Raw genomic sequence first — 20,300 nt, 5'->3', positions numbered from 1 at the left:
GTAGACTGGGGCATGACAGATCATTTAGTAAATACCAGTAAATTTCTTTCCCTCATATTGCGCCACGCCCCCGAAAAAATCGGCCTCGCGCTCGATACCAACGGCTGGGCCGACATCGGCCAGTTGCTGGCGCAATCGGCCCGGCATGGCCGCCGCCTTTCCCGTGAACAATTGGATGACGTGGTGGCGCGCGACAGCAAGACGCGCTACGCCATCAGCGCCGACGGCTTGCGCATCCGCGCCAACCAGGGCCACTCCCTGGCCGCCGTCGATATCGGTCTGCCGCCCGCCACGCCGCCCGCCATGCTGTACCACGGCACGGCCAGCCGCTTTGTCGAGGCGATTCGTGCCGGCGGTCTGCTGCCGGGATCGCGCAACCACGTGCACCTGTCGTCCAGCCGCGAAACGGCCGTGGCCGTGGGCGCGCGCCACGGCAAGCCCGTCGTGCTGACGGTGGACGCAGCCGCCATGCAGGCGCAGGGCCACGTGTTTTATGTGTCCGACAACGGCGTGTGGCTGACTGACGCCGTGCCGGTAGCCTTTATCACTTTTCCCTGAGGGGCGGCCGGACTGCGGCTTCCACGCCCGAGTAGGCCAGCACAGCATCGGGCAGCCTTGCCCCTCGCACCCGGATGGCGGCCACGGCCTGGTTCAGCTCGGCCACCTCCGCCGCCGTCAAGCGCACACCCGCCGCGCCGATATTGTCCAGCAGGTGCGCCATCTGCGTGGTGCCGGGAATCGGCACGATCCACGACCGCTGCGCCATCAGCCAGGCCAGGGCGATCTGCGCCGGTGTCACCTGCTTGCGCGTGGCCCAGCTATTCACCAGGGCCACCAGCGCCAGGTTGTGCGGCAGGTTTTCCGGTGAAAAACGCGATTCGAGCTGGCGGATGTCGCCGTCGGCAAAGCGGGTCTTCGCGTCGATGGCACCCGCCAGGAAGCCGACGCCCAGCGGGCTCCACGGCACAAAGCCGATGCCCAGTTCCTCGCACAGGACCAGCACGCCATCTTCCGGCCCGCGCCACAGCATCGAGTATTCGCTTTGCACGGCGGAAACGGGCAGGGCGGCATGAGCGCGCCGCAGCGTTGATAATCCCATCTCGGACAAGCCCCAATGCAGCACTTTTCCTTCCCGCATCAGCTCCTGCACGGCGCCGGCCACGTCCTCGATCGGCACTTGCGGGTCGACCCGGTGCTGGTACAGCAAGTCGATGCGGTCCGTGCGCAGGCGTTTGAGCATGCCTTCGACCACGAGCTTGATGTGCGCGGGGCGGCTGTTCAGGCCCGGACGGCGCTGGCCCGTCTGCTGGTCGATATTCCAGCCGAACTTGGTGGCGATGACGATGTCGTTGCGAAACGGCGCCACGCCTACGCCCAGTATCCTCTCCACCTCGTGCGGTCCGTACGCCTCGGCCGCGTCAAACAAGGTGACGCCCCGCTCGAACGCCGTGCGGATGATCCTGTGCATCTCCGGGCGGCTGGGGATCGTCGTCTGGTAGGTGCGGCTCATGTTTTGCACGCCCATGCCCAGGCTCGATACTTCCAGCTGGCCCAGCTTGCGGCGGTTCGCCACCGTTGCCTGCACCGTCCGGCCCTGCGCCTGGCCGATCAACGGCGCGGCGGCCAGGCCGCCCGCCGCCAGCAGGAAGTCGCGACGGTCCGTGGGCGTGTCGTGTTTGCTTGTCATGAAGCTATCCCTTCAGATATCGAGCTTGCGTGCCGCCATCCACTGGACGATGGCCGGGTCGCGGTGCGAAAAGAAGCTGCTGCTGCCCGTTTCCAGGGTGGCGATGGCGGCCATGTCCGCTTCGTCCAGGTCGAAATCGTCAATTCCCAGGTTTTCCGCCATGCGCTCGCGGCGCACGGTCTTGGCCAGCACGGCGATGCCCCGGTGCGTCAGCCAGCGCAGCACCACCTGGCCGACGGACTTGCCGTGCTTGCCAGCGATGCCCAGCAGCAATTCATTGTGGAACAGGTTGTTGCGGCCCTCGGCGAATGGCGCCCACGCCTGCGGCTGCACGCCGTGCTCGAGCATGAAGGCCACGCTGTCCGCCTGCTGGTGGAAAGGGTTGATCTCGATCTGGTTGACGGCGGGCGCGATATCGTTGAAGGCGATCAGGTCCATCAAGCGGTCCGCATGAAAATTGCTCACGCCGATGGCGCGCAACTTGCCGCTGCGATACGCATGCTGCATGGCGCGCCAGGAACCGTGCACGTCGCCGAACGGCTGGTGGATCAGGAACAAGTCCAGGTAATCGAGCCGCAGGCGCTGCAGCGACTCGTCGATGGCGTCGCGCGTGCGCTCGTAGCCCGTGTCCTGCACCCACAGCTTGCTGGTGACGAACAGTTCCTCGCGCGCGACGCCGCTGCGGGCGATGCCCTGGCCGACGGCCGCTTCGTTCAGGTAGGACGCGGCCGTGTCGATCAGGCGGTAGCCGGCGGCGATGGCGTCGATGACGCTGCGCTCGCATTCGGCGGGGTCGGGAATCTGGAAGACGCCGTAGCCGGCGACGGGCATGGTGATGCCGTTATTCAGGGTGACGCGGTTCATGGCAAGCTCCTTCAGTCATTAACAGGAGCTACTGTACGGCGTCTGCCACCTATTGATAAGCCGTTGGAATCGACATACTCTTATTAGCTGAACTAATGAATGAGGGCTTTGGCCCTGGCTTGCCCCTGGCGCTTGCGGCGCCAGATCAGCACGCCCGATACGCTCAAGCCTGCCACCAACACGCCCATGGCGCAAATGAACATCTTAAAGGGCCAGCCCCACATCGAGGCCATGTGCAGGGCGCTGATCCAGCTGCGGATGGTGTCGCCGCTGGCCGCGCCCGTGGGCAGCCACGCGGCCAGTTGCCGGCCGCTGGCCGCGTCGAAGAAGACGGTGGTGAGGCCCTTGTGGGCGCGCACGTCGCGGCTGCTGCGCACGTTGTAGCTGTACACGCCCAGCGCGCGTTCGTAGGACAGCGCGTTTTCCTCGACGATGGCGAACGCGTGCCGCTGCGCCAGCGTGTGCATCAACAGGCGCCCCTGCGCGCGCGCGGCTGGCCAGTCCAGCTGCGGGCCCGGCGACGGCGTGTGCCGCGCCACCGCTTCCTCGGCCCCCTGGTGCGGGAACAGCGGTAGCATCACGGCCGCATACACGCCGTACAGGTTGAAGGCGACGCCGCTCCAGGCAAACACCAGCAGCATGGCCCACAGCCACAGGCCGCCCGCGCGGTGCAGGTCGAATATCAGTTTATAGCTGCCGCCGTGGCGGCGCAGCAGCCAGGACGGGCGCCAGCGCAGCAGCCACGGTTTGCTGCCCGGCGAGCGTTTTTTCAGGCGCGCGGGGAAGGTCAGGGCGGCGCCGATGAAGCAATCGACCGTCCACACGATGGCGACCAGGCCGAAGATGAACAAGCCCGTGTCGCCCAGCGCCAGCGCGTAATGCAGGCGCTCGATGAAGGGCAGCAGGTTGATGGCGCCCTGGCTTATCTCGCCCCAGCGACGCTGGCCCAGCACGGCGCCCGTATAGGGATCGACGAACACTTCGTCGCTGGCCAGCGGCGCGTCGCCGGGCGGGCGCAGGTAGAACACCATGCTGTGGCCGGGCGGCGCGTACAGCGGCGCGTACGTGACGCTCGCCTGGGGAAAGCGCGCGGCGACGGACTCGCGCAGCAGCAGGGCGTCGAGCGGCGCCGCGCCCGGCGTTGGCGGCGCTGCGCGGAAGACGGCGGGCAGCATGGCCGCTTCCAGTTCATCTTTCCATGCGAGCGCGCTGCCCGTGACGCCGGCCACGATGAGGAAGCCGGCCATCAGCAGGCCGGCGTAGCGGTGCAGCGCCGCCAGTGCGGGGCGCATGTGCAGCGATGGCATCAGAACCTGTACATCGCGCTGACGTTGGCCGTGCGTTCCGCATTGCGGTAGCACAGGCCCGGCAGGTAGCCGCAGTCATACAGGGTCTGCTTATCGAGCACATTGTTGACGTTGAGGGAAAACTGCCACGGCCCGCGCGACACGCCCAGCGCCGCATCCCACTGCGTCAGGCCGCCATTGCGGATGTTCAGGTTGTCGCCGTCCGAATTGGAGCGCATGGCGCCGAGAAAGCGCATGCCCAGCGCCGCATACGCGGGCAAGGCCGTGCCCAGGTCGAACGCCTGGCGCGCCCAGGCCGAGGCGCTGTGACGCGGCGCGCCCGACTGCTGCAAGCCCAGGTCGCCGTTATTGCTTTTCCTGACCTCCGTATCGAGGTAGGTGTATTGCGCGATCAGGCTCAGACGGCTGGCGAACTCCGTGCGCGCTTCCAGTTCCAGGCCGCGCGAGCCCACTTGCCCCGTCTGCAGCAGGCTGCCCGGGTTGCCGATGTCGGAGGTGGTGACGTTGTCGCGCACCAGGTCGAAGACGGCGGCCGTGTAGCTGGCGCGCTGGCCCACGGGTTCATAGCGCACGCCAGCCTCGAACTGCTTGCCGCGCGACGGCTTCAAGGCGTCGCCGTTGGCCGTGACGCCCAGTTCGGGCGAGAATGAGGTGGCGTAGCTGACATATGGCGCCCAGCCGCCATCGAACAGGTAGACGGCGCCCACGCGGCCCGTGGTGGCCGACGGCGACTGGTGGTAGTCCGCTTTCACGCTGCCGGCATGGAGGTCGGTGACGTCGCGCGATTGCGTCGCCTTGTCGCGGCGCAGGCCCGCCGTCACGACCCAGCGGTCCCATTTGATTTGATCCTGCGCATACAGGCCCAGTTGGCGCGACGGTGCGTCCGCGCGGGTCGGCGACTTGGCCGGGACCAGGGGCTGCTTGCCATACACGGGCTGGTACAGGTCGATCGGCTCGATAAAGCCCTGCTGGTGGCGGTATTCGTCCGTGTTGCGGATGTTCGCGTAATCGACGCCCAGCAGCACCTGGTGCGCCAGGCTGCCCGTGGCGAAGCGCGCCTGCAGCTGGGTATCGGCGAACAGGCTTTTCGACGCCGTATCGACGGGCATGAAATAGCGCTTCACCGTGCCATCGTCATTCAAGCCCAGGGGGAACATGTCCGTGCGGTCGTTCTTCAGGTGCGTGTAGCGCAGGTTCTGGCGCAGCGACCACGTATCGTTGAACGCATGCTCGAACTCGTAGCCCAGCATGGTATTGCGGCGCTTGAAGCGGTTGTCGTCGCCCATCAGGTTGACACCGGGGTCGACCTGGCCGCGCGGGCCCGGCGCCAGCAGCTGGTTGGGAAACGCGTATTGCTGGTTGTCCTGCTCGTAGCGGGCCAGCAGGGTCAAACGCGTGGCCGGTCCCGCCTGCCAAGTGAGCGACGGCGCGAAGTACAGGCGGTTGTCGCGGTCGCGATCCAACCGCGTGTCCGCTTCGCGGCCCAGCATGACGACGCGCCAAGTCCAGGCGCCCGGCGCGTCGAGCGTGCCGCCCACGTCGGCTTTCAGCTGGCGGCGCTGGTAGCTGCCGTACTCGATGCCCACTTCGCGCACGGCGTCCGCGCTGGGACGCTTGCTGACGGCGTTGACCATGCCGCCTGGCGGAATCTGCCCGTACAGCACGGAGGCGGGGCCGCGCAGCACTTCCAGGCGTTCCAGGCCATACGGCTCGATCGAGGCGCCAAAGGTGCGGCCCGAATTGCGCAAGCCATCTTGCAGGATGCCGTTCGTTTCGATGGTGAAGCCGCGCAGCAGCGAGGAATCGTCGCTGCCCAGCGGGCGCTGGTTCGGCGTCACGCCCGCCGTGTAGCGCAGGGTCTCGTCGAGCGATTCGGCGTTGCGGTCGCTGATTTCATCGGCCGTGACGACGGACACGGATTGCGGGTTTTCATTCAAGGCCGTATCCGTCTTGGTGGCCGAGGCGGCGCGCCGCGCCACGTAGCCGCGCACGGGGCCCGTCGCCGTTTCGCGTTCGGCCGTGGCATTGATGGTGATGGCGGGCAGGGTGGCGCTGGCCTGCGCCGCCTGTGCGCTTGCCGGTGCCGGCAATGGCGTTGCCGAGGCGTCCGCCCGCAGCGCATAGGCGCCGTTGGCGCCCGCCACGACGCGCACGCCCTGGCCGCGCAGCAGTTCGTCGAAGCCCTGGCGCACGGTATAGCTGCCCGCCAGGCCGCCGCTGCGCTTGCCCTGCAAGAGGGCCGCGTCGGCCGACAGTTCCACGCCGGCCGCGCTGGCAAACGCGGTCAAGGTCCGCTCCAGCGGTCCGGCGGGGATCGCGTAGGGGCGCTTGGCTTGCGCATTCTCAAGCGTTTGCGCGTGGGCGGCAGGGGCCGTGACGGCCACGGCGCCCATGGCGGCGCCAGCCAGGAACAGGGCCTGGATGGCGACGGCGAGGGGGAATGGACGCAGCTTGGGTGCGGTCGGGCGAGGGGACATGGTGCAGATCCTTGGAAAGTGGAAGGAAAAAATCGGTTCTTCCCGTATTCCGAACGAAAAGCCAAAACCCTCAACGTTTTTTCATTTATTTTGCCTATATTTTTCAGGATGCCTGGCGCGGCCCCACGCTGACCCAGTAGCGCGTGCGGTAGCGCAGCTGCACGGGCAGGCTCAGGGCCAGGTTGGCCAGCGAGCGGTCCGTGTCGCGCAGCGAATACACGCCCGTCACGCGCAGGCCGGCGATGGATGCGTCGCAGCGCAGCACGCCGTGACGGTAGCGTCCCAGCTCGGCCAGCAGTTCGCCCAGCGGCATGCGTTCGGCCACCAGGCGGCCATCGGCCCAGGCGGCGGCGCTGTCTTCCACCTTGCCGATGTCTTCCACGGCCAGGCGCGTGCAAGCGGCTTGCTGGCCCGCCTGCAGGTGCACCGGCGCGGCGCCGTCCTGCCGCGGCTGCAGGGCGACGGCGCCTTGGAACACGGCCACCTTGCTGGCGTCGGCATCGAGGCGCACGCCAAAGCGCGTGCCCAGCGCCGTGGCCGTGCCTTGCGGCGTCGCCACCAGCAGCGGACGGTAGACAGGCGCCGTTTCGTGCGCGCTGGTGACGAGGATGGCGCCCGCGCGCAGCACGATGCGCCGTTCGCCGGCGCTGTATGCCACGTCGATGGCGCTGGCCGTGTCCAGCACCACCTGCGTGCCGTCGGCCAGCACGATGGCGCGCGTCTCGCCGACAGCCGTGCGGTAATCGCTGGCGGCGCGCTGCCACAGGCCCGATTCGTGCGCCAGCAGGGCCGTGCCGCCGCCCGTCGCGATCAGGCCCAGCAGCTGCAAGGCGCGCCGGCGGCCGGCGGCATGGCGCTGGGCCGGCGCCAGCGCGCCGCGCGCCACCTCGCGGGGCAGGGCCTCGAATTGCCGGGCGAAGCGTTGCAGCCGGGCCCAGGCCCGTTCGTGCTCGGGATGGGCGGCGCGCCAGGCGGCGCAGGCGTCGGCATCGGCCGCGCTGGCGTCTTCCGCCCACAGCCGCGCCATCCACTCGGCGGCGCGCTGCAGCACGGCGGGGGCGACGGGAGCATTGTCCAGATGGGGGGTCATGCGCCTTGCGCCATGCAGCAGGCCAGCAGCGCGCGGGCGATGTATTTTTCCACGGACGAGACGGAAACGTCGAGGCGCGCGGCGATGTCGGCGTAGGCCATGCCTTCGAGCTTGCACAGCAAAAAGGCGTCGCGCACCTTGTTCGGCAAGCTGGCCAGGATGGCGTCGATTTCCATCAGCGCTTCGACGATCAGCGCGCGCATTTCCGGCGTCGGCACGAGCGCTTCCGGCTGCGCGGCGATGGCGTCCGCATAGGCTGACTCGATATGCCGGCGGCGGAACAGGTCGACCACCAGGCCGTTGGCGATCTGCGCCAGGTGCTGGCGCGATTCCACGGGAGCGGGCGCGCGGCCCCGCGCGAGGATGCGCAGATACGTGTCGTGCGCCAGGTCGGCCGCGTCGAAGGCGTTGCCCAGCTTGCGGCGCAGCCAGCCCTGCAGCCAGCCATGGTGGTCGCTGTAGAGGACTTCGATTTGCCGATGCAGTTCCAGTTCGGGGCGTAGCATGCAACCTTTCCATGCCACGGTCCACAGGACAGACAGGCCTTGATGCGATTGAGAATTGTTCGTATTGTAGCCCGATTGCCGGGATTTGTGGCCCGGCAGTGGCTGTCCAACAACGCTATCGGGCGGCCGTCACGTTGAAATCAGCTTGATATCGGCCACCCGCTCCACCAGCCACACGCAAGCGACCAGGGCGATGGCCAGCGAGCCGACGGTCAGCACTTGCCGGTACAGCCACGTCTTGCGCAGCAGCCAGGCGAGCGGCAGGAAGGCGGCGACGATGGCCAGTTGGCCGATTTCCACGCCCACGTTGAAGCCGAACAGGCTGGCTAGCAGGGAGCCTTGCGGCAAGCCCAGGTCGCGCAGCACGCTGGCGAAGCCGAAACCGTGGATCAGCCCGAATATGAAGGCGGCCACGGGGCGCTTGCCGCGGAACAGGGGCAGCAGGTTGTTCAGCGCGGCCAGGATCACGGAAGCGGCAATCGCCGATTCCACCCAGCGCGACGGCAGCGAAACGAGCGACAGGCTGGCCAGGGTCAATGTGATGGAATGGGCCAGCGTGAACGCCGTGACGACTTTCAGCACGTCATAAAAAGCCGTTTTCAAGCCTTGCCGCTGTTCGCGCAAGCCCGGCAGCAGCACGGCCGGCAGCAGCAGGGACAGCAGGAACAGGATATGGTCGTAGCCGATCCAGATATGCCAGATGCCGTGTTTGACATACGCGCCGAACTGCGCCAGGCGGTCGGGGGCGGCCAGGGACAGCGTCTGGCGGGGGCTGTCCGGGTCGAAGATGGCCGTTTGCGTGGCGCCGCCGCTGTCGATCTTGAGCAAGCCCTTGTGCTGCGGGTCGAGGTCGGCGAACAGGGTGTAGCCGATGCTTAAGGTGGCTGGCGCGGCGTTGCCGGGGCAGGTGGCCGCAAAGCGCAGCACGCTGTAGGCGCCGTCCGTATGCTGGTCGATCAGCTGCTCGACGGCCTTCAAGGGGCACACGCCCCGGTCGCTGGCCAGCTGCAGGCGCTGCAGCGCGTAGGCGGCGATGGCGTCGTGGCGCGCGCGGATTTCATTCCAGGTCAGCGCGCCGTCGCCATTGCCGTCCAGGCCGATGGCGAAATCGAGGTCGCGCAGGGCGATATCCCATTGCCCGTCGATCTGCTGGCCGTGCACGGCCAGGCTCAGGTAACTGTCGCTGGGCTTGTGCGCCTGCGCGGGGGCCAGCCAGGCGCACAGGGTGAGCAGCAACGCGAGCATGCGGGCGTTCACAGCGCACCTGCTTTCTTTGCGGCACTAAGTTTTTGCCCATCCTGCGGCCCCAGCTGCCTGACGAGCCGCTGCAGGGCCACGTCTTCCACGCCATGCGCGGCGATCCAGGCCAGCACCGGTTGCGCCGCCGCGTAGTTGCGCGCGGCCACGGATGCTTCCAGCAAGATGCGCATGTCGGGCACTTCCTTCTGGATGGCCCAGTTTTTCTGCGCCAGTTGCAGGGCGGCCGGCACATCCTGTTGCAAAAACAGGGCGAAACGGGCCTGTTCCCGCTGGTGCACGGTGTCGCCGCGTTGCATGGCGGCATTGAAGCGGGCCGCCAGTTCCGCTTTCGCCGCCTGGAAGGCCGTCTGCTGGCCGGGCAGCGCCTGCAGCGCCAGCGCGTAGCGCAGCAGCAGGGCGTCGATGCGCTGCTGCTCTTTCAGCAATTTGACGACTTCTTGCGGGCGCTGCCGGTCGAGCAGGAAATCCGCGTAGGCGCCCAGCAGGTAGCTGTCGCGCGGCTGCCGCGCCAGCGCCGTCGTGTAGCGCGCCTCGGCCAGCGCCGCCTCTCCGCGCCGCGTGGCCATTTCCGCCAGCAGGGTTGCGGCCCAGCTGTCGAGCTCCGGCGCCGCGCCGGCGCTGCGTTGCAGGGTCAGGTCCAGCAAACGCTCGCTGCTGGCGGCCCGGCCCGTGACGCTGGCGATACTGGCAAGGCAGGTGACGGTGACGAGCTGCGTCGTCAAGGCCGACAGGCGCGCGCAGCTGGCTGTCGCCTGGGCGTAGTCGCCCTGCACGGTGAGGACGGTGGCGCGCGTCAGCCAGGCCTGGCCGTTTTGCGGCTGCTGGGCGATGACGGCGTCGAGGTCTTGCAGGGCGGGACCGAAATGGTGGGTGCTTTGCAGGATGGTGGCGCGCAGCAGGCGCACGGGGACGGGCGGCGCCGCTTGCCGCCACCAGGGCGCCAGCGCCGCTTGCGCGTAGCCCAGGTAGCGCGGGTCCGTTTCGCTGCGCGCCAGGGCAATGTAGCGCTGGGCCAGGCTGGTGGCCAGGGCAAGGTCTTGCGGCGTGTCATTCAGTTGCTGGCGCAGGCCGCGCAAGGCCAGCTGCGTGGCGTCGGCGCGGCGCGGCAATTGCTCGATGACGGCGCTGCCGTCTTTCGGCGTGTAGGGCGCGGCCGGCGCCAGTACGGGCAGGCAGGCGCACAGCAGGGAAATCGGTGTTTTCATCGTGGACGCCATCGACGGTGGAGTAGGGCGGCAAGGGCGGGCGCCGGAGAACGCTGTCTCCGGCGCCCGCACTCGGTGACCGCGCGTTACAGCGGTACCGGCTCCGTATTTTCCGGAGAGGTCGCCATGATGGCGTCGATGGCGACGCCGTCCTTGTCATCGCTGGTGGTCAGGATGACGTTGCTGACGGCCACATAGAAGGCGTCGAGCAAGACCACGGGCGGAGGGGTGACGCCGCCGTCGCCGTTATCGCCGCCGTGGCTGTTGCCGCCGCCACCGCAGCCGGCCAGCAGGGTGGTGAGCGCCAGGGCGCCGCATGCATGGAGCTTTTTCATCGTATTCTCCTCGTAGGCTTACAGTTGCGGCGAACCGGCGATGGGGTTTTTCAGGTAGGGAAAACCTGCCGTGAAGTAGGTTTCATCGAGGAAGGCGCCATCCGTGAAGTGCAGGCCGCCGGCCGGGGCATCGGCCGGGGCGCAGCCGATGTTCAGGGTGCACAGCTTGCCCATGGCCACGCGCAGCACCACGTCGACCACGTCGTCGCCGGGGCGGCGGCCGTTCGGGAAGCCCGCGTTATCGCCATCGATGACGCCCAGGCGCTTTTGCGCGCCGACGGCGGTGGGGGCGATCGAGGTGTTCAGGCGCAACATTTCAGAGGCGACGACCGTCGCTGGCTGGTTCACGCCCTTGATACCCGTCAGGAAAGTGGCCACCAGGTCGTTGCGGGGGAAGTTGGTGGGCGCCTTGGCGCCTGCCGAGCCAAACAGCACTTCCACCAGGGCCGGCGCCGTGGGGTTGGTGACGTAGTCGGCAAATTGCGCATCGCCCGACGGTTTGCTGGCGTTGAAGCGGTCCTTGTCCTTCAGGCCGATGACCAGTTCATTCACCAGCGGCATGCCCAGGCGCGACACTTGCACCCATGCGCCGCCTTCCTTCGAGGCCGTGGTGGCCGTGCCCGGCGCCGGGTTCAGCAGGCGGCCCTGGCGCAGGCTGGCCGTGGTCCAGCCGCCGATGACGGGGTCGCTGCCAGCCGTCAGGCAGGCGGTCGGCACTTCCATCTCGATGGCCGTGACGTTTTTCCGGGCCAGGTCATCCTTGGCGGCCGACTCCGCATTCGCGGCGAATTCCGTGGCGGGCGCCTTGATGTTGATCAAGTCGAATGTTTCGCCCAGATTCACGACGAACGGGTCCTTGCGCTGGCCGACGAACATGCGCGCCGGCGTGGCGCAGCCGGGAATATTGACGGCATACACATGTTGCGCAGCATACGCGGCGTAGTTGGGGATGGCCTTGTTGCCGATGTTGTCGACGGGCTTGTCGAAGGTCGTGCCGCCGCCGCTGGCGTTGGTGACGGCGCTCCTGGTGCCCGTGCGCCGGTCGCCCCGTACCACGGTCACGCTGTACGTTTCGCGCACGTTCAGGCCGGCCGGATTGACGGAATCGATGGCGCCGCCGTTGATGACGAGCGGAATCGAGACTTTCTTGCCGCCCACGGTGAACTGGCCATCCTTGATGGTGTTGGTGAAGCGGAACTGGAAGGTGAGGTCTTCCTTGCCGTCGCCATTGTTGTCGATATGGATTTCGTACAGGGCGTTGGGGTCCATGGCGAAGTAATTCGGGCCGCCGTAGGCATCCTGCAGGGGAATGTAGTCGGCCACCAGGGTGGTGTAGGCGCCGCGGCCCGCTTCATAGCTGCGGAACATATAGAAGTCGGTGGCGTCGACTTTGGGGTTTTGCGTGATGAATGGCGCTTCGCGGTGGCTGGAAGCGTGGGCCGCTGGCGCGATGGCCAACGTGACGGATACGGCGAGCAGGTTGCCCATGAGGGCGGCGCCCAGCGCGGTTTTCGAGTGTGACAAGGACATTTCGATTCTCCCGATTTTTGTTAGCGTTGACAGACAAGTCCAAGAAACTGCAGGCTGCCTGACTTATACGCACGGGGAACGAAAACGGATTCACTGCGTCGAAAAGGAGGTCATTGGCTCACCAGGCCAGCACCTTGGGGCCAAGGGCCGCGCCGATGGCGGTCGGCACCAGCATGCCCAGCACGTACCAGAAACCGACGAAGCTGGCCGCCAGCTCGGGGCAATGCAGGCAGTAGACGAGCGCCGCCATGGCGCCGGCGGCGAAACCGGCAGCCGCGCCCGCCAGGCGCAGGCGCGTGGGGGCCAGCTGGCGCATCAGGCGCAGCACGGCGGCCAGGATGGGCAGGGAAAGGGTGGCGATCAGCAAAGGGCAGCTGCGCCAGGTGGCGCCCCAGAACAGCTCGGCGCGTTGCCCGGCCGGGGCTTCCTGCAGGATGAGGGCGCCCAGCGCCCACATCAGCAGCAGGGGCAGGGCGAGCAGCAGGGGCAGGGCGCGCGTCGGCGCACCGGGCATGCACAGGCGGCGGCTGGCTTGCCAGGCCGCCAGGCAGAGGCAGGCGACGAAACCCACCTTGATCCAGAAGTCGGGCAACCGGGCCAGCTGTTCCAGGTTGGGCCGCACGCCCAGCAACATGGCCATCAGCGCCACGCTGCCCAGTACGCCGGCGGTCAAAGTGCCTGCGGCGCGCCAGCGTGCGCCCGGGGGCGGCGCGGCGGCCACGTCGGGGCCGCTGGCCAGCATGGCGATCAAGTCATCGGTTTTCATGGTGTCGTTATCCTCAAGTTGGCTGCCAGTGCCTTCAAGCCGCGATGCACGGCCACTTTGACGCTGGCTTCCGAAATCTGCATGGCCGCCGCCGTGTCGCGCACGGACCAGCCGTCGAGCTTGGTATGCACGATGGCGTCGCGCTGCTGCGCCGGCAAGCTGGCCAGCAATTTGCCCAGGTCGCGGCTGGCTTCGGCCGCCTCGGCATCGGCGCTGGAAAACAGTTCCTGCGCGCTATCTTCTTCGTCGTACGGCAAGTGCTGCGCCTCGCGCCGTCCATGCCGGCGCAGCCAGTCGATCAATTTATAGCGGGCGATCGCATGGATCCACGACGTCAGCGGCACGCCCGTGTCATACGTCAGCCGCTGGTTGTGGATGGCCAGCAGGCACTCCTGCACCAGGTCTTCCACCTCGTCCGGCCAGCGCTGCAGGCGCCGCCGCAGGAATGCGCGCAAATGGCTGCTGCTGGCCTGCAAGAAACTGCGATACGCCGCCGCATCGCCATCGAGCCCGCGCAGCATCAAGCCATGCAGCCGCAATTCCGTGCCATGCAGGTGCTCGCTTACAGGTATTCGTTGCATGCAGGCCTTTGGTGACAGGCGTTGAAAAAAATAAATATCACTAATTTTGCCGGCGTCTGTAACCAATCCGGCCATTGCGGCGAATTGACAGGCAAGCACGCTTCTTCATTCACTATAACGGGTAGTCATCATGCATATCAAGCACCGCCTTGCCGCCAGCCTCGTTCCGCTCTGCCTGTGGGCCGCGACGGCACCCGCGTACGCGCAGCTGGCGGCCGGCCAGCGCTGCGCCGTGCAAAGCGGGCCGCAGACGGCGGCGCTGGTGGAACTGTACAGCAGCGAAGGCTGCTCCAGCTGCCCGCCCGCCGACCAGCGCCTGAACGCCTTGCGCAAGGAAGCGGGGGCGGCCAGCCTGGTCGTGCCGCTGGCCCTGCACGTCACGTACTGGGACCAGATCGGCTGGACGGACCCGCTGGCACAAGCGCAATTCGATGCGCGCCAGGCCGAATTGCTGCGCCACCAGCCCCGCCACGTGGCCTACACGCCCCAATTCTTTGTGGGCGGCACGGAATTGCGCGGCTGGGATACGCAACTGCCGGCCGCCATCCGCCGCATCAACGCGACCGCCGCGCCCGTCAATATCAGCCTGTCCGCCACGCCTGGGCCGGGTGGTAAATTATTGCTGGAAGGCAATGCCAGCGCGCCGGATGGGCAGACGGGCGGCCAGCTGTATGTGGCCATCAGCGAAAGCGCCATCGTCTCGAAAGTGCTGCGCGGCGAAAACCGCGGCGCCACCCTGCATCACGATGCGGCCGTGCGCCTGTGGCTGGGACCCGTTGCGCTGGCGCAAGGCCGCGCCCGGCTGCGCCGCGAAGTCAACTTGCCCGCCAGCTGGCGCCCGGAGCAGCTGCAAGTGGTTGCCTTCGTGCAGCGGCCCGACAGCAGCGCCATCCTGCAAGCCGTCAGCACGGCATCCTGCGCGAAGGGAGTGATGTGATGAACGGACAAGCGAACGTGATCCACCCCGCCTGGCTGCGCCTGACGCACTGGCTCAATGCCGTGGCCGTCGTGGTGCTGGCCACCAGCGGCTGGCGCATCTATAACGCGGCGCCATTTTTCCCCTTCGAGCTGCCGCGCGCGCTGACCCTGGGCGGCTGGCTGGGCGGCGCCCTGCAATGGCATTTCGCCGCCATGTGGCTGCTGGCGGGCAATGGCTTGCTGTACCTGATCATCAATATCGTCTCGGGACGGTTGCGGCGCCAGTTCTTTCCCCTGACGCCGCGCCTGTTGCTGGCCGATTTCATGGCGGCCCTGAAAGGCAAGCTGGCCCACGCGGACCCGCGCCGCTACAACATGGTGCAGCGCGCCGCCTACCTGTTCGTGATGCTCGACTGCATCGTGCTGGTGCTGTCCGGCCTGGTGCTGTGGAAGTCCGTGCAATTTCCCCTGCTGCGCGAGCTCATCGGCGGCTACGAGAGTGCGCGCAGGGTCCACTTCATCGCCATGGCGCTGCTGACGGGCTTTGTCGGCGTGCACTTGCTGATGGTGGCGCTGGTGCCGCGCACCCTGGTCGCCATGCTGCGCGGCCGCTAAGGAGACGATCATGAAAAAAACCATCCTCGTGCCAAGGCAGGGCCAGGCCATGCTGGACGACGCCTTGCGCCAGATCAAGCAACCGTCGCGCCGTTTGTTCCTGCAGCGCAGCCTGACCCTGGGCGGCCTGTCCTTGTTGACCGGCTGCAACGTCAGCGACCCGTCCGGCATCGAGACGGCGCTGGCGGCCGTGTCGCGCTTCAACGACAGGGTACAGGGCTGGCTGTTCGACCCGACCAAGCTGGCGCCGACTTACCCGGACTCCATGATCACGCGGCCGTTCCCCTTCAACGCGTATTACGGCGAAGATGAAGTGGAAGAAGTCGATGGCGACGCCTGGCGCCTGGAACTGAGCGGCTTGATCGCCGACAGGAAGCCGTGGACCCTGCCGCAACTGCGCGCCCTGCCGCAGGAAACCCAGATCACGCGCCACATCTGCGTGGAAGGCTGGAGCGCCATCGGCAAGTGGGGCGGCGTGCCGTTTTCCCACTTCCTGAAGCGGGTCGGCGCCGACACGACGGCGAAATACATCGGCTTCAAGTGCGCCGACGATTATTTCACCAGCATCGACATGGCCACGGCCCTGCACCCGCAAACCATCATGGCCCTGACCTACGACGGCCAGGAATTGCCGCCCAAGTACGGCTACCCGATGAAATTGCGCATGCCGACCAAGCTGGGCTACAAGAATCCCAAGCACATCCAGGCCATTTTCGTGACGAATACGTATCCGGGAGGGTATTGGGAGAATCAGGGCTACAACTGGTTCGGCGGTTCCTAGGATAGCCGGAGAGGCGGCCAGTGCGTAATCGTATTGCCTGCGGCAATGCGCCTGGCCCTGACCACCTCCCGGCCTTCCTATTATTTATCAGCAAGCAGCACCCGTAGCACCGCAGTCGCTTTCACACCGGGCATTTGCCCAACTAACCCAGAGACAAGGACTTATCATGAAAACCACGATCACCACCTTCGCCGCCTTCCTCGCTTCCGCCATCCTCATGTCGGGCGCCGCGTTTGCCCAGGATGCCATGAAGAAAGACGCCATGGCCAAGGACGCCTCGGCCGACGCCATGCACAAGGACGCCATGGGCAAGGATGGCATGCACAAGCCGATGGCGAAGAAACACATGAAGAAGGACCACATGGCCAAGGATGGCATGGCGAAAGATGCCATGGCAAAAGACGGCATGAAGAAGGATGAGATGAAAAAGGATGGCATGGCCAAGGATGCAATGGCCAAGTAAGCGGGCAAGCAAGGTTTTGCATGGGCAGGCGCACCATCCTCGCCGGGTGGCGCGCCTGCCGTCGTTTCGCCAGCGGCTTGCTGGTGTTCATGGCAATTTGCTAAAATTGAAAACTTATTTAATAGCAATTGCTGGAGTAACGATGCCGATGCATGAAGCAAGCTTCCCCTTACGCTGTGCGGCAGCGGTGCTGGCCATCCTGCCCGTGCTTGGCCGGGCGATGCCGGGCGCGACCTGTCCGCCGCAAGTGTATCCGCACGAGGCGCGCCTGTATGAACTGGAAGGTAAAACGAGCATGCGCTTTTCCGTGGGGCAGGATGGCAAGGTGGCAACGGCATCCGTGGCACGCAGTTCGGGGTGGAAAGTGTTGGACGATGCGGCGCTGAGCAATGTGCGGCAGTGCGTGTTCCCTGCTGATAGAGCGGCCAAGGAAAATTTTAGTGTTCAATATGTATGGGACCTGGATGATGCCGAGCTCTTGCGTCCCTTGCTGGTACCGGGCAGCTGCCAGCCTTCCCAGCGCGTCCAGGGCTATAACAACCTCGACAAATCGGCCAGCAATGACAGCGGCGTAGTGCTGCGCATGTTTATCGGCAGCGAAGGTGCCCCTGCACGCATCGTGGCCGAAGCGCCAGGCCTGCCAGCGGAACTGGTCGAAGCGGCGGTTACCTATGTGCAGGGTTGCCGTTTTGCCATCGATCCTGAAGTTGGCGGCACGCGTAGCTGGAGCACGTATGGCAAGGTGCTGCTGCGCCGCCAGCCCCTGTAGTAAGCTTGCACTGTCCACATCGTTTTCCTGCCGAAGTCATGACTGAACCATCCGCCGCTGCCACCGTATCGTCCCCCTCCGACAAATCGATCCGCCGCCGCTCGCTGTTCGCCGCCTGCAGCGCGCATGCCGTGCATGACGGCTTGACGGATGTCATCTATGTACTCCTGCCCATCTGGCAGGCGCAGTTTGCCATCAGTTACGCCATGGTGGGCCTGTTGCGCGGTTCCTACTCGGGCATGATGGCCGGCTTCCAGTTGCTGGCCAGCCGCCTGGCGAAACGCTGGGGGCGCGAGCGCATGCTCGTGGGCGGCACGGCGCTGGCCGGCGTCGCCTACCTGATCGCGGGGCAGGCGGGCGGCCTGGCCGTCTTGCTGATCGCGCTGCTGCTGGGCGGCCTGGGCGCCAGCACGCAGCACCCGCTGGCCTCGTCCATCGTCACCGACACGCACGAGGCGGGCGGCGGCGTGAAGGAGGCGCTGTCGCACTACAACTTTGCCGGCGATATCGGCAAGACCCTGATTCCCGCGCTGGTGGGCTTGCTGTTATTGGTGTGCAGCTGGCAAGCCAGCGTCTCCTTGCTGGGCTTGCTGGGCCTGGCGGCGGCCGGCTTGCTGTGGTGGCTGCTGCCGAAACCGGGCGAGCTGCAGGCGGGCGCGAAGAAGGCGGGCAAGACCATCGCCGGCAGCGGCTCGAAGGCGAGCTTTCGCGCCTTGCTGGCCACGGGCACCCTGGACAGCGCCGTGCGCATGGGTTTTCTCACCTTTTTGCCATTCTTGCTGAAAAGCAAAGGAGCGGGCACGGCCGGCATCGGCGTGGCCTTGTCCCTGCTGTTCGTGGGCGGCGCCTTCGGCAAGTTGCTGTGCGGCTACCTGGGCGCGCGCATCGGCATGATGAAGACGGTGTGGCTGACGGAATCGATGACCTCGCTGCTGATCGTGCTGGCCCTGTGGCTGCCGCTGGCCGGCGTCATGGCCATGCTGCCCTTGCTGGGACTGGCGCTCAATGGCACTTCATCCGTGCTGTATGGCGTGGTGCCGGAATTGGCCGAACCCGGCAAGCGCGAGCATGCGTTTGCTCTGTTCTACACGGGCAGCATCGGCGGCGGGGCGCTGTCCCCCGTGCTGTTCGGCGCGCTGGGCGACCAGACGAGCGTGCACACGGCCTTGCTGGCGCTGGCGGCCGTATTGCTGCTGACCTTGCCGCTGGCGTGGAAGGTGCAGCGGGGCCTGGCGCACGGCGGCACCGCATGAGGGGACGCTTCGCATGAGCCTGCCATTGCCGCGCGATAAACACGATACGCGCAACGCGCGAGCCCTGATCGCCTTGAGCTGGGAGGAAGTCCATCCGGCCATGCCGCAGATCCTGGAATGGGTGCAAGATGTAAATTGGCCGGTGGCCGGCGTGCTCCTGCCTTACCTCGCTGGCATCGGGCCGCGCCTCGCGCCCTATATAAAAACGGTGCTGGCCGGTAATGACGAACAATGGAAGTATTTTGTATTGCAGGGCATCGTGCGTTATTCACGGGAGCTGGCATTCGAATTGGACGGGGAATTGCAACGCTTCGCCCATGCACCGACAATGGGAGAACGGGAAGAAGGCGTGGCCGAGGTGGCCCGGGAAATTCTGCAATGCCAGATAATAACTGTGGCCGGCCAGCAGTCAGGGGCATTATTGTAGGAAATCAGCATTGAATGTGCGTGCGTGTGGCCATTCCTGTAATAGATAGGAGACAATCCGGGCCGAATATATTTCGACCTCCGGGTTGTAAAACCCTCCCTATCATTTAACAGGAAGATTACATGGGCAATTTTAGTATCCCGCAAACCAATAAAGCACTCGCCGTGTATTTTCATGGCAAGACGGTGCCTAGGCTGTTTGCGGTATTTGCGGCGATCCTGGCGGCAGTGGCAGGTTTTGTCTTGTACCTGAGCACGACCATCCCTCAGAAAACACTGACTGATACGCAGGCCATGACCTTGCGTAACGGCGCCAAGCTGGGCACGCACAGCAATTTGACTATTCTGTACGGCACGGCGGCTTTTCTATTGCTGCTCGCCGTGCTGGTACTGGTCATGCGCGCGGTAATGCTCAAGCGGCGGAAAAGCCGTTTTGAATTGCATGAAGACGGTGTGGTGCATGAATTGAACGGCATTCGCAGCTACGCCGCCTTTGCCGATATCGAGGACCTGTATCTGTTTGCCGGTGGTTCCACCGCCATGACCGGCATGATCAATAACCTTGCCTACCGCACGGGCGCCGACCAGCCCTGGATATGGGCTACCGGGGAACTCAAGCGCTTTGACGAGTTCATGGACGAATTTCGCTCCCGTTACCTGGATTACCGCATGCCCGTCTTGAAGCAAAAGCTGGCGGACGGCGAGCGCGTGACTTTCCGCTACATCAGCAGCGGCGAGGTATACAAGAAACGCTTCTTCGGCAATTTCCTGAATGTCAAGACACAGGAACTGGCCTTCTCGGCGCAGGGCTTGCATGTGGACGGCGTCACCTGGCCTGGCGCCAGCCTCAAGTGCATGAATCAGAATGACTGGACCGAGAGATTGACGATCAAGGATGCGGCGGGTACGACAGTCTTTTCATGCATCGGCACGGGTATCCTGAGTTTCGACCTGTTCGCCAATATGATAGACGACGAGATTAATCAAGCGTCGTAATTCCGGCGGAAATAAGCCTCCCGATACGGGGAGGCTTGCGACCGGCTTATCCCGGTCGGCGGCCAAATGCAGATAAAAAATGAAAACACAGTTACTGTCGAATGACGAATATCAAAAAACCTTCCATGCGCCTATGCAGAAGGTGACCGAGACCGCCAGGGAAGTCGTCGATCTTTGGGCATATGCCGATCTGGTCATCGGGAGTGACTTTGGCGACGCCGCGGACTGGAATTGGCAGGTCGCGCATATTTATGAGTCGTCAGATGGAAAGTTTCAGCACATCGGCATTCCCGTTCCCCGCGATGATACTTATCTGACTGTGATCGTCGATATACACGGCAGAAAAATCCTGGGGCATGTTTTTCTTGATTTGCGCGCCAGGCAGTCAAGCCGCAGTGAGGAATAACAGGGAGCGATTGGTGCTCCATGTCGCATTGATAAGTTATTGGCAAGCCGATACGGCATGACTTG

At 65.5% G+C, this 20,300-nt stretch carries 22 protein-coding genes; 10 read left to right on the top strand and 12 right to left on the bottom strand.

All coding sequences use genetic code 11. The features are described 5' to 3' along the window. Positions 1-12: 12 nt before the first annotated feature. A complete protein-coding gene (locus VPH40_RS04025) occupies positions 13-558 on the top strand; it encodes an RNA 2'-phosphotransferase (protein ID WP_328572738.1) in 546 nt (181 codons plus the stop codon). Here the strand turns inward: VPH40_RS04025 and VPH40_RS04020 are convergent. From VPH40_RS04020 to VPH40_RS03965, 12 genes are all read right to left on the bottom strand, one after another. Further along, positions 545-1,687, bottom strand: coding sequence for an aldo/keto reductase (locus VPH40_RS04020; protein WP_328572737.1), 1,143 nt, complete (start codon positions 1,685-1,687; stop codon positions 545-547). The two genes, VPH40_RS04025 and VPH40_RS04020, sit on opposite strands and share 14 nt — an antisense overlap. 12 nt (positions 1,688-1,699) lie before the next feature. Further along, positions 1,700-2,551 (bottom strand): aldo/keto reductase, encoded by an 852-nt coding sequence (locus tag VPH40_RS04015; RefSeq protein WP_328572736.1) that lies wholly within the window; start codon positions 2,549-2,551, stop codon positions 1,700-1,702. Between the two features lie 92 nt (positions 2,552-2,643). Next, a complete protein-coding gene (locus VPH40_RS04010) occupies positions 2,644-3,858 on the bottom strand; it encodes a PepSY-associated TM helix domain-containing protein (protein WP_328572735.1) in 1,215 nt (404 codons plus the stop codon). Then, a complete protein-coding gene (locus VPH40_RS04005; RefSeq protein ID WP_328572734.1) occupies positions 3,858-6,335 on the bottom strand; it encodes a TonB-dependent siderophore receptor in 2,478 nt (825 codons plus the stop codon). The genes VPH40_RS04010 and VPH40_RS04005 overlap by 1 nt, the downstream gene beginning before the upstream one ends. 103 nt (positions 6,336-6,438) lie before the next feature. After that, entirely contained in the window at positions 6,439-7,425 is a 987-nt protein-coding gene (locus tag VPH40_RS04000; RefSeq protein WP_328572733.1) for a FecR domain-containing protein, read from the bottom strand. Further along, a complete protein-coding gene (locus VPH40_RS03995; RefSeq protein WP_289907194.1) occupies positions 7,422-7,931 on the bottom strand; it encodes a sigma-70 family RNA polymerase sigma factor in 510 nt (169 codons plus the stop codon). Before VPH40_RS03995 ends, VPH40_RS04000 begins: the two co-directional genes overlap by 4 nt. A 129-nt stretch (positions 7,932-8,060) precedes the next feature. Then, a complete protein-coding gene (locus tag VPH40_RS03990) occupies positions 8,061-9,176 on the bottom strand; it encodes a HupE/UreJ family protein (protein ID WP_328572732.1) in 1,116 nt (371 codons plus the stop codon). 8 nt (positions 9,177-9,184) lie between these two features. After that, a complete protein-coding gene (locus tag VPH40_RS03985; protein WP_328572731.1) occupies positions 9,185-10,396 on the bottom strand; it encodes a hypothetical protein in 1,212 nt (403 codons plus the stop codon). A gap of 86 nt (positions 10,397-10,482) precedes the next feature. Further along, the gene (locus VPH40_RS03980) at positions 10,483-10,731 is read right to left on the bottom strand and encodes a hypothetical protein (RefSeq protein WP_328572730.1); all 249 of its coding nucleotides are present in this window, start codon (positions 10,729-10,731) and stop codon (positions 10,483-10,485) included. An 18-nt stretch (positions 10,732-10,749) separates the two neighbouring features. Beyond that, positions 10,750-12,261 carry a DUF4331 domain-containing protein gene (locus tag VPH40_RS03975; RefSeq protein ID WP_328572729.1) on the bottom strand — a complete coding sequence of 504 codons (1,512 nt, stop codon included), beginning with the start codon at positions 12,259-12,261 and terminating at the stop codon, positions 10,750-10,752. 118 nt (positions 12,262-12,379) lie between these two features. Beyond that, positions 12,380-13,027: a DUF1109 domain-containing protein gene (locus tag VPH40_RS03970; RefSeq protein ID WP_328572728.1), complete on the bottom strand. Its 648-nt coding sequence runs from the start codon at positions 13,025-13,027 to the stop codon at positions 12,380-12,382. After that, entirely contained in the window at positions 13,024-13,608 is a 585-nt protein-coding gene (locus VPH40_RS03965) for a sigma-70 family RNA polymerase sigma factor (protein WP_251348553.1), read from the bottom strand. Before VPH40_RS03965 ends, VPH40_RS03970 begins: the two co-directional genes overlap by 4 nt. Positions 13,609-13,738: 130 nt before the next feature. Here VPH40_RS03965 and VPH40_RS03960 point away from each other — a divergent pair, with 130 nt between their 5' ends. The 9 genes from VPH40_RS03960 (at position 13,739) to VPH40_RS03920 (ending at position 20,235) form a co-directional block, all read left to right on the top strand. Then, positions 13,739-14,545, top strand: a complete 807-nt coding sequence (locus VPH40_RS03960) for a DUF1223 domain-containing protein (RefSeq protein ID WP_328572727.1) — start codon at positions 13,739-13,741, stop codon at positions 14,543-14,545. After that, on the top strand, positions 14,545-15,141 hold the full coding sequence (locus VPH40_RS03955) for a cytochrome b/b6 domain-containing protein (RefSeq protein WP_251348555.1): 597 nt from the start codon (positions 14,545-14,547) through the stop codon (positions 15,139-15,141). The genes VPH40_RS03960 and VPH40_RS03955 overlap by 1 nt, the downstream gene beginning before the upstream one ends. A 49-nt stretch (positions 15,142-15,190) precedes the next feature. Beyond that, positions 15,191-15,922 carry a molybdopterin-dependent oxidoreductase gene (locus VPH40_RS03950; RefSeq protein ID WP_442906632.1) on the top strand — a complete coding sequence of 244 codons (732 nt, stop codon included), beginning with the start codon at positions 15,191-15,193 and terminating at the stop codon, positions 15,920-15,922. A 166-nt stretch (positions 15,923-16,088) separates the two neighbouring features. Further along, the gene (locus tag VPH40_RS03945) at positions 16,089-16,385 is read left to right on the top strand and encodes a pentapeptide MXKDX repeat protein (protein ID WP_328572725.1); all 297 of its coding nucleotides are present in this window, start codon (positions 16,089-16,091) and stop codon (positions 16,383-16,385) included. 142 nt (positions 16,386-16,527) lie between these two features. After that, entirely contained in the window at positions 16,528-17,154 is a 627-nt protein-coding gene (locus tag VPH40_RS03940; protein WP_328572724.1) for an energy transducer TonB, read from the top strand. Positions 17,155-17,192: 38 nt separating this feature from the next. Continuing rightward, a complete protein-coding gene (locus tag VPH40_RS03935) occupies positions 17,193-18,407 on the top strand; it encodes an MFS transporter (protein WP_328572723.1) in 1,215 nt (404 codons plus the stop codon). A 13-nt stretch (positions 18,408-18,420) separates the two neighbouring features. Continuing rightward, positions 18,421-18,834: a DUF5071 domain-containing protein gene (locus VPH40_RS03930; protein ID WP_328572722.1), complete on the top strand. Its 414-nt coding sequence runs from the start codon at positions 18,421-18,423 to the stop codon at positions 18,832-18,834. Between the two features lie 164 nt (positions 18,835-18,998). Next, positions 18,999-19,829 (top strand): hypothetical protein, encoded by an 831-nt coding sequence (locus VPH40_RS03925; RefSeq protein ID WP_328572721.1) that lies wholly within the window; start codon positions 18,999-19,001, stop codon positions 19,827-19,829. Between the two features lie 79 nt (positions 19,830-19,908). Continuing rightward, positions 19,909-20,235, top strand: a complete 327-nt coding sequence (locus VPH40_RS03920; RefSeq protein WP_328572720.1) for a hypothetical protein — start codon at positions 19,909-19,911, stop codon at positions 20,233-20,235. Positions 20,236-20,300: the final 65 nt, after the last annotated feature.

This window comes from Janthinobacterium sp. P210005 (assembly GCF_036231865.1).
Lineage (GTDB): Bacteria > Pseudomonadota > Gammaproteobacteria > Burkholderiales > Burkholderiaceae_D > Janthinobacterium > Janthinobacterium kumbetense.
This window is presented reverse-complemented; position numbering and strand designations above follow the sequence as displayed.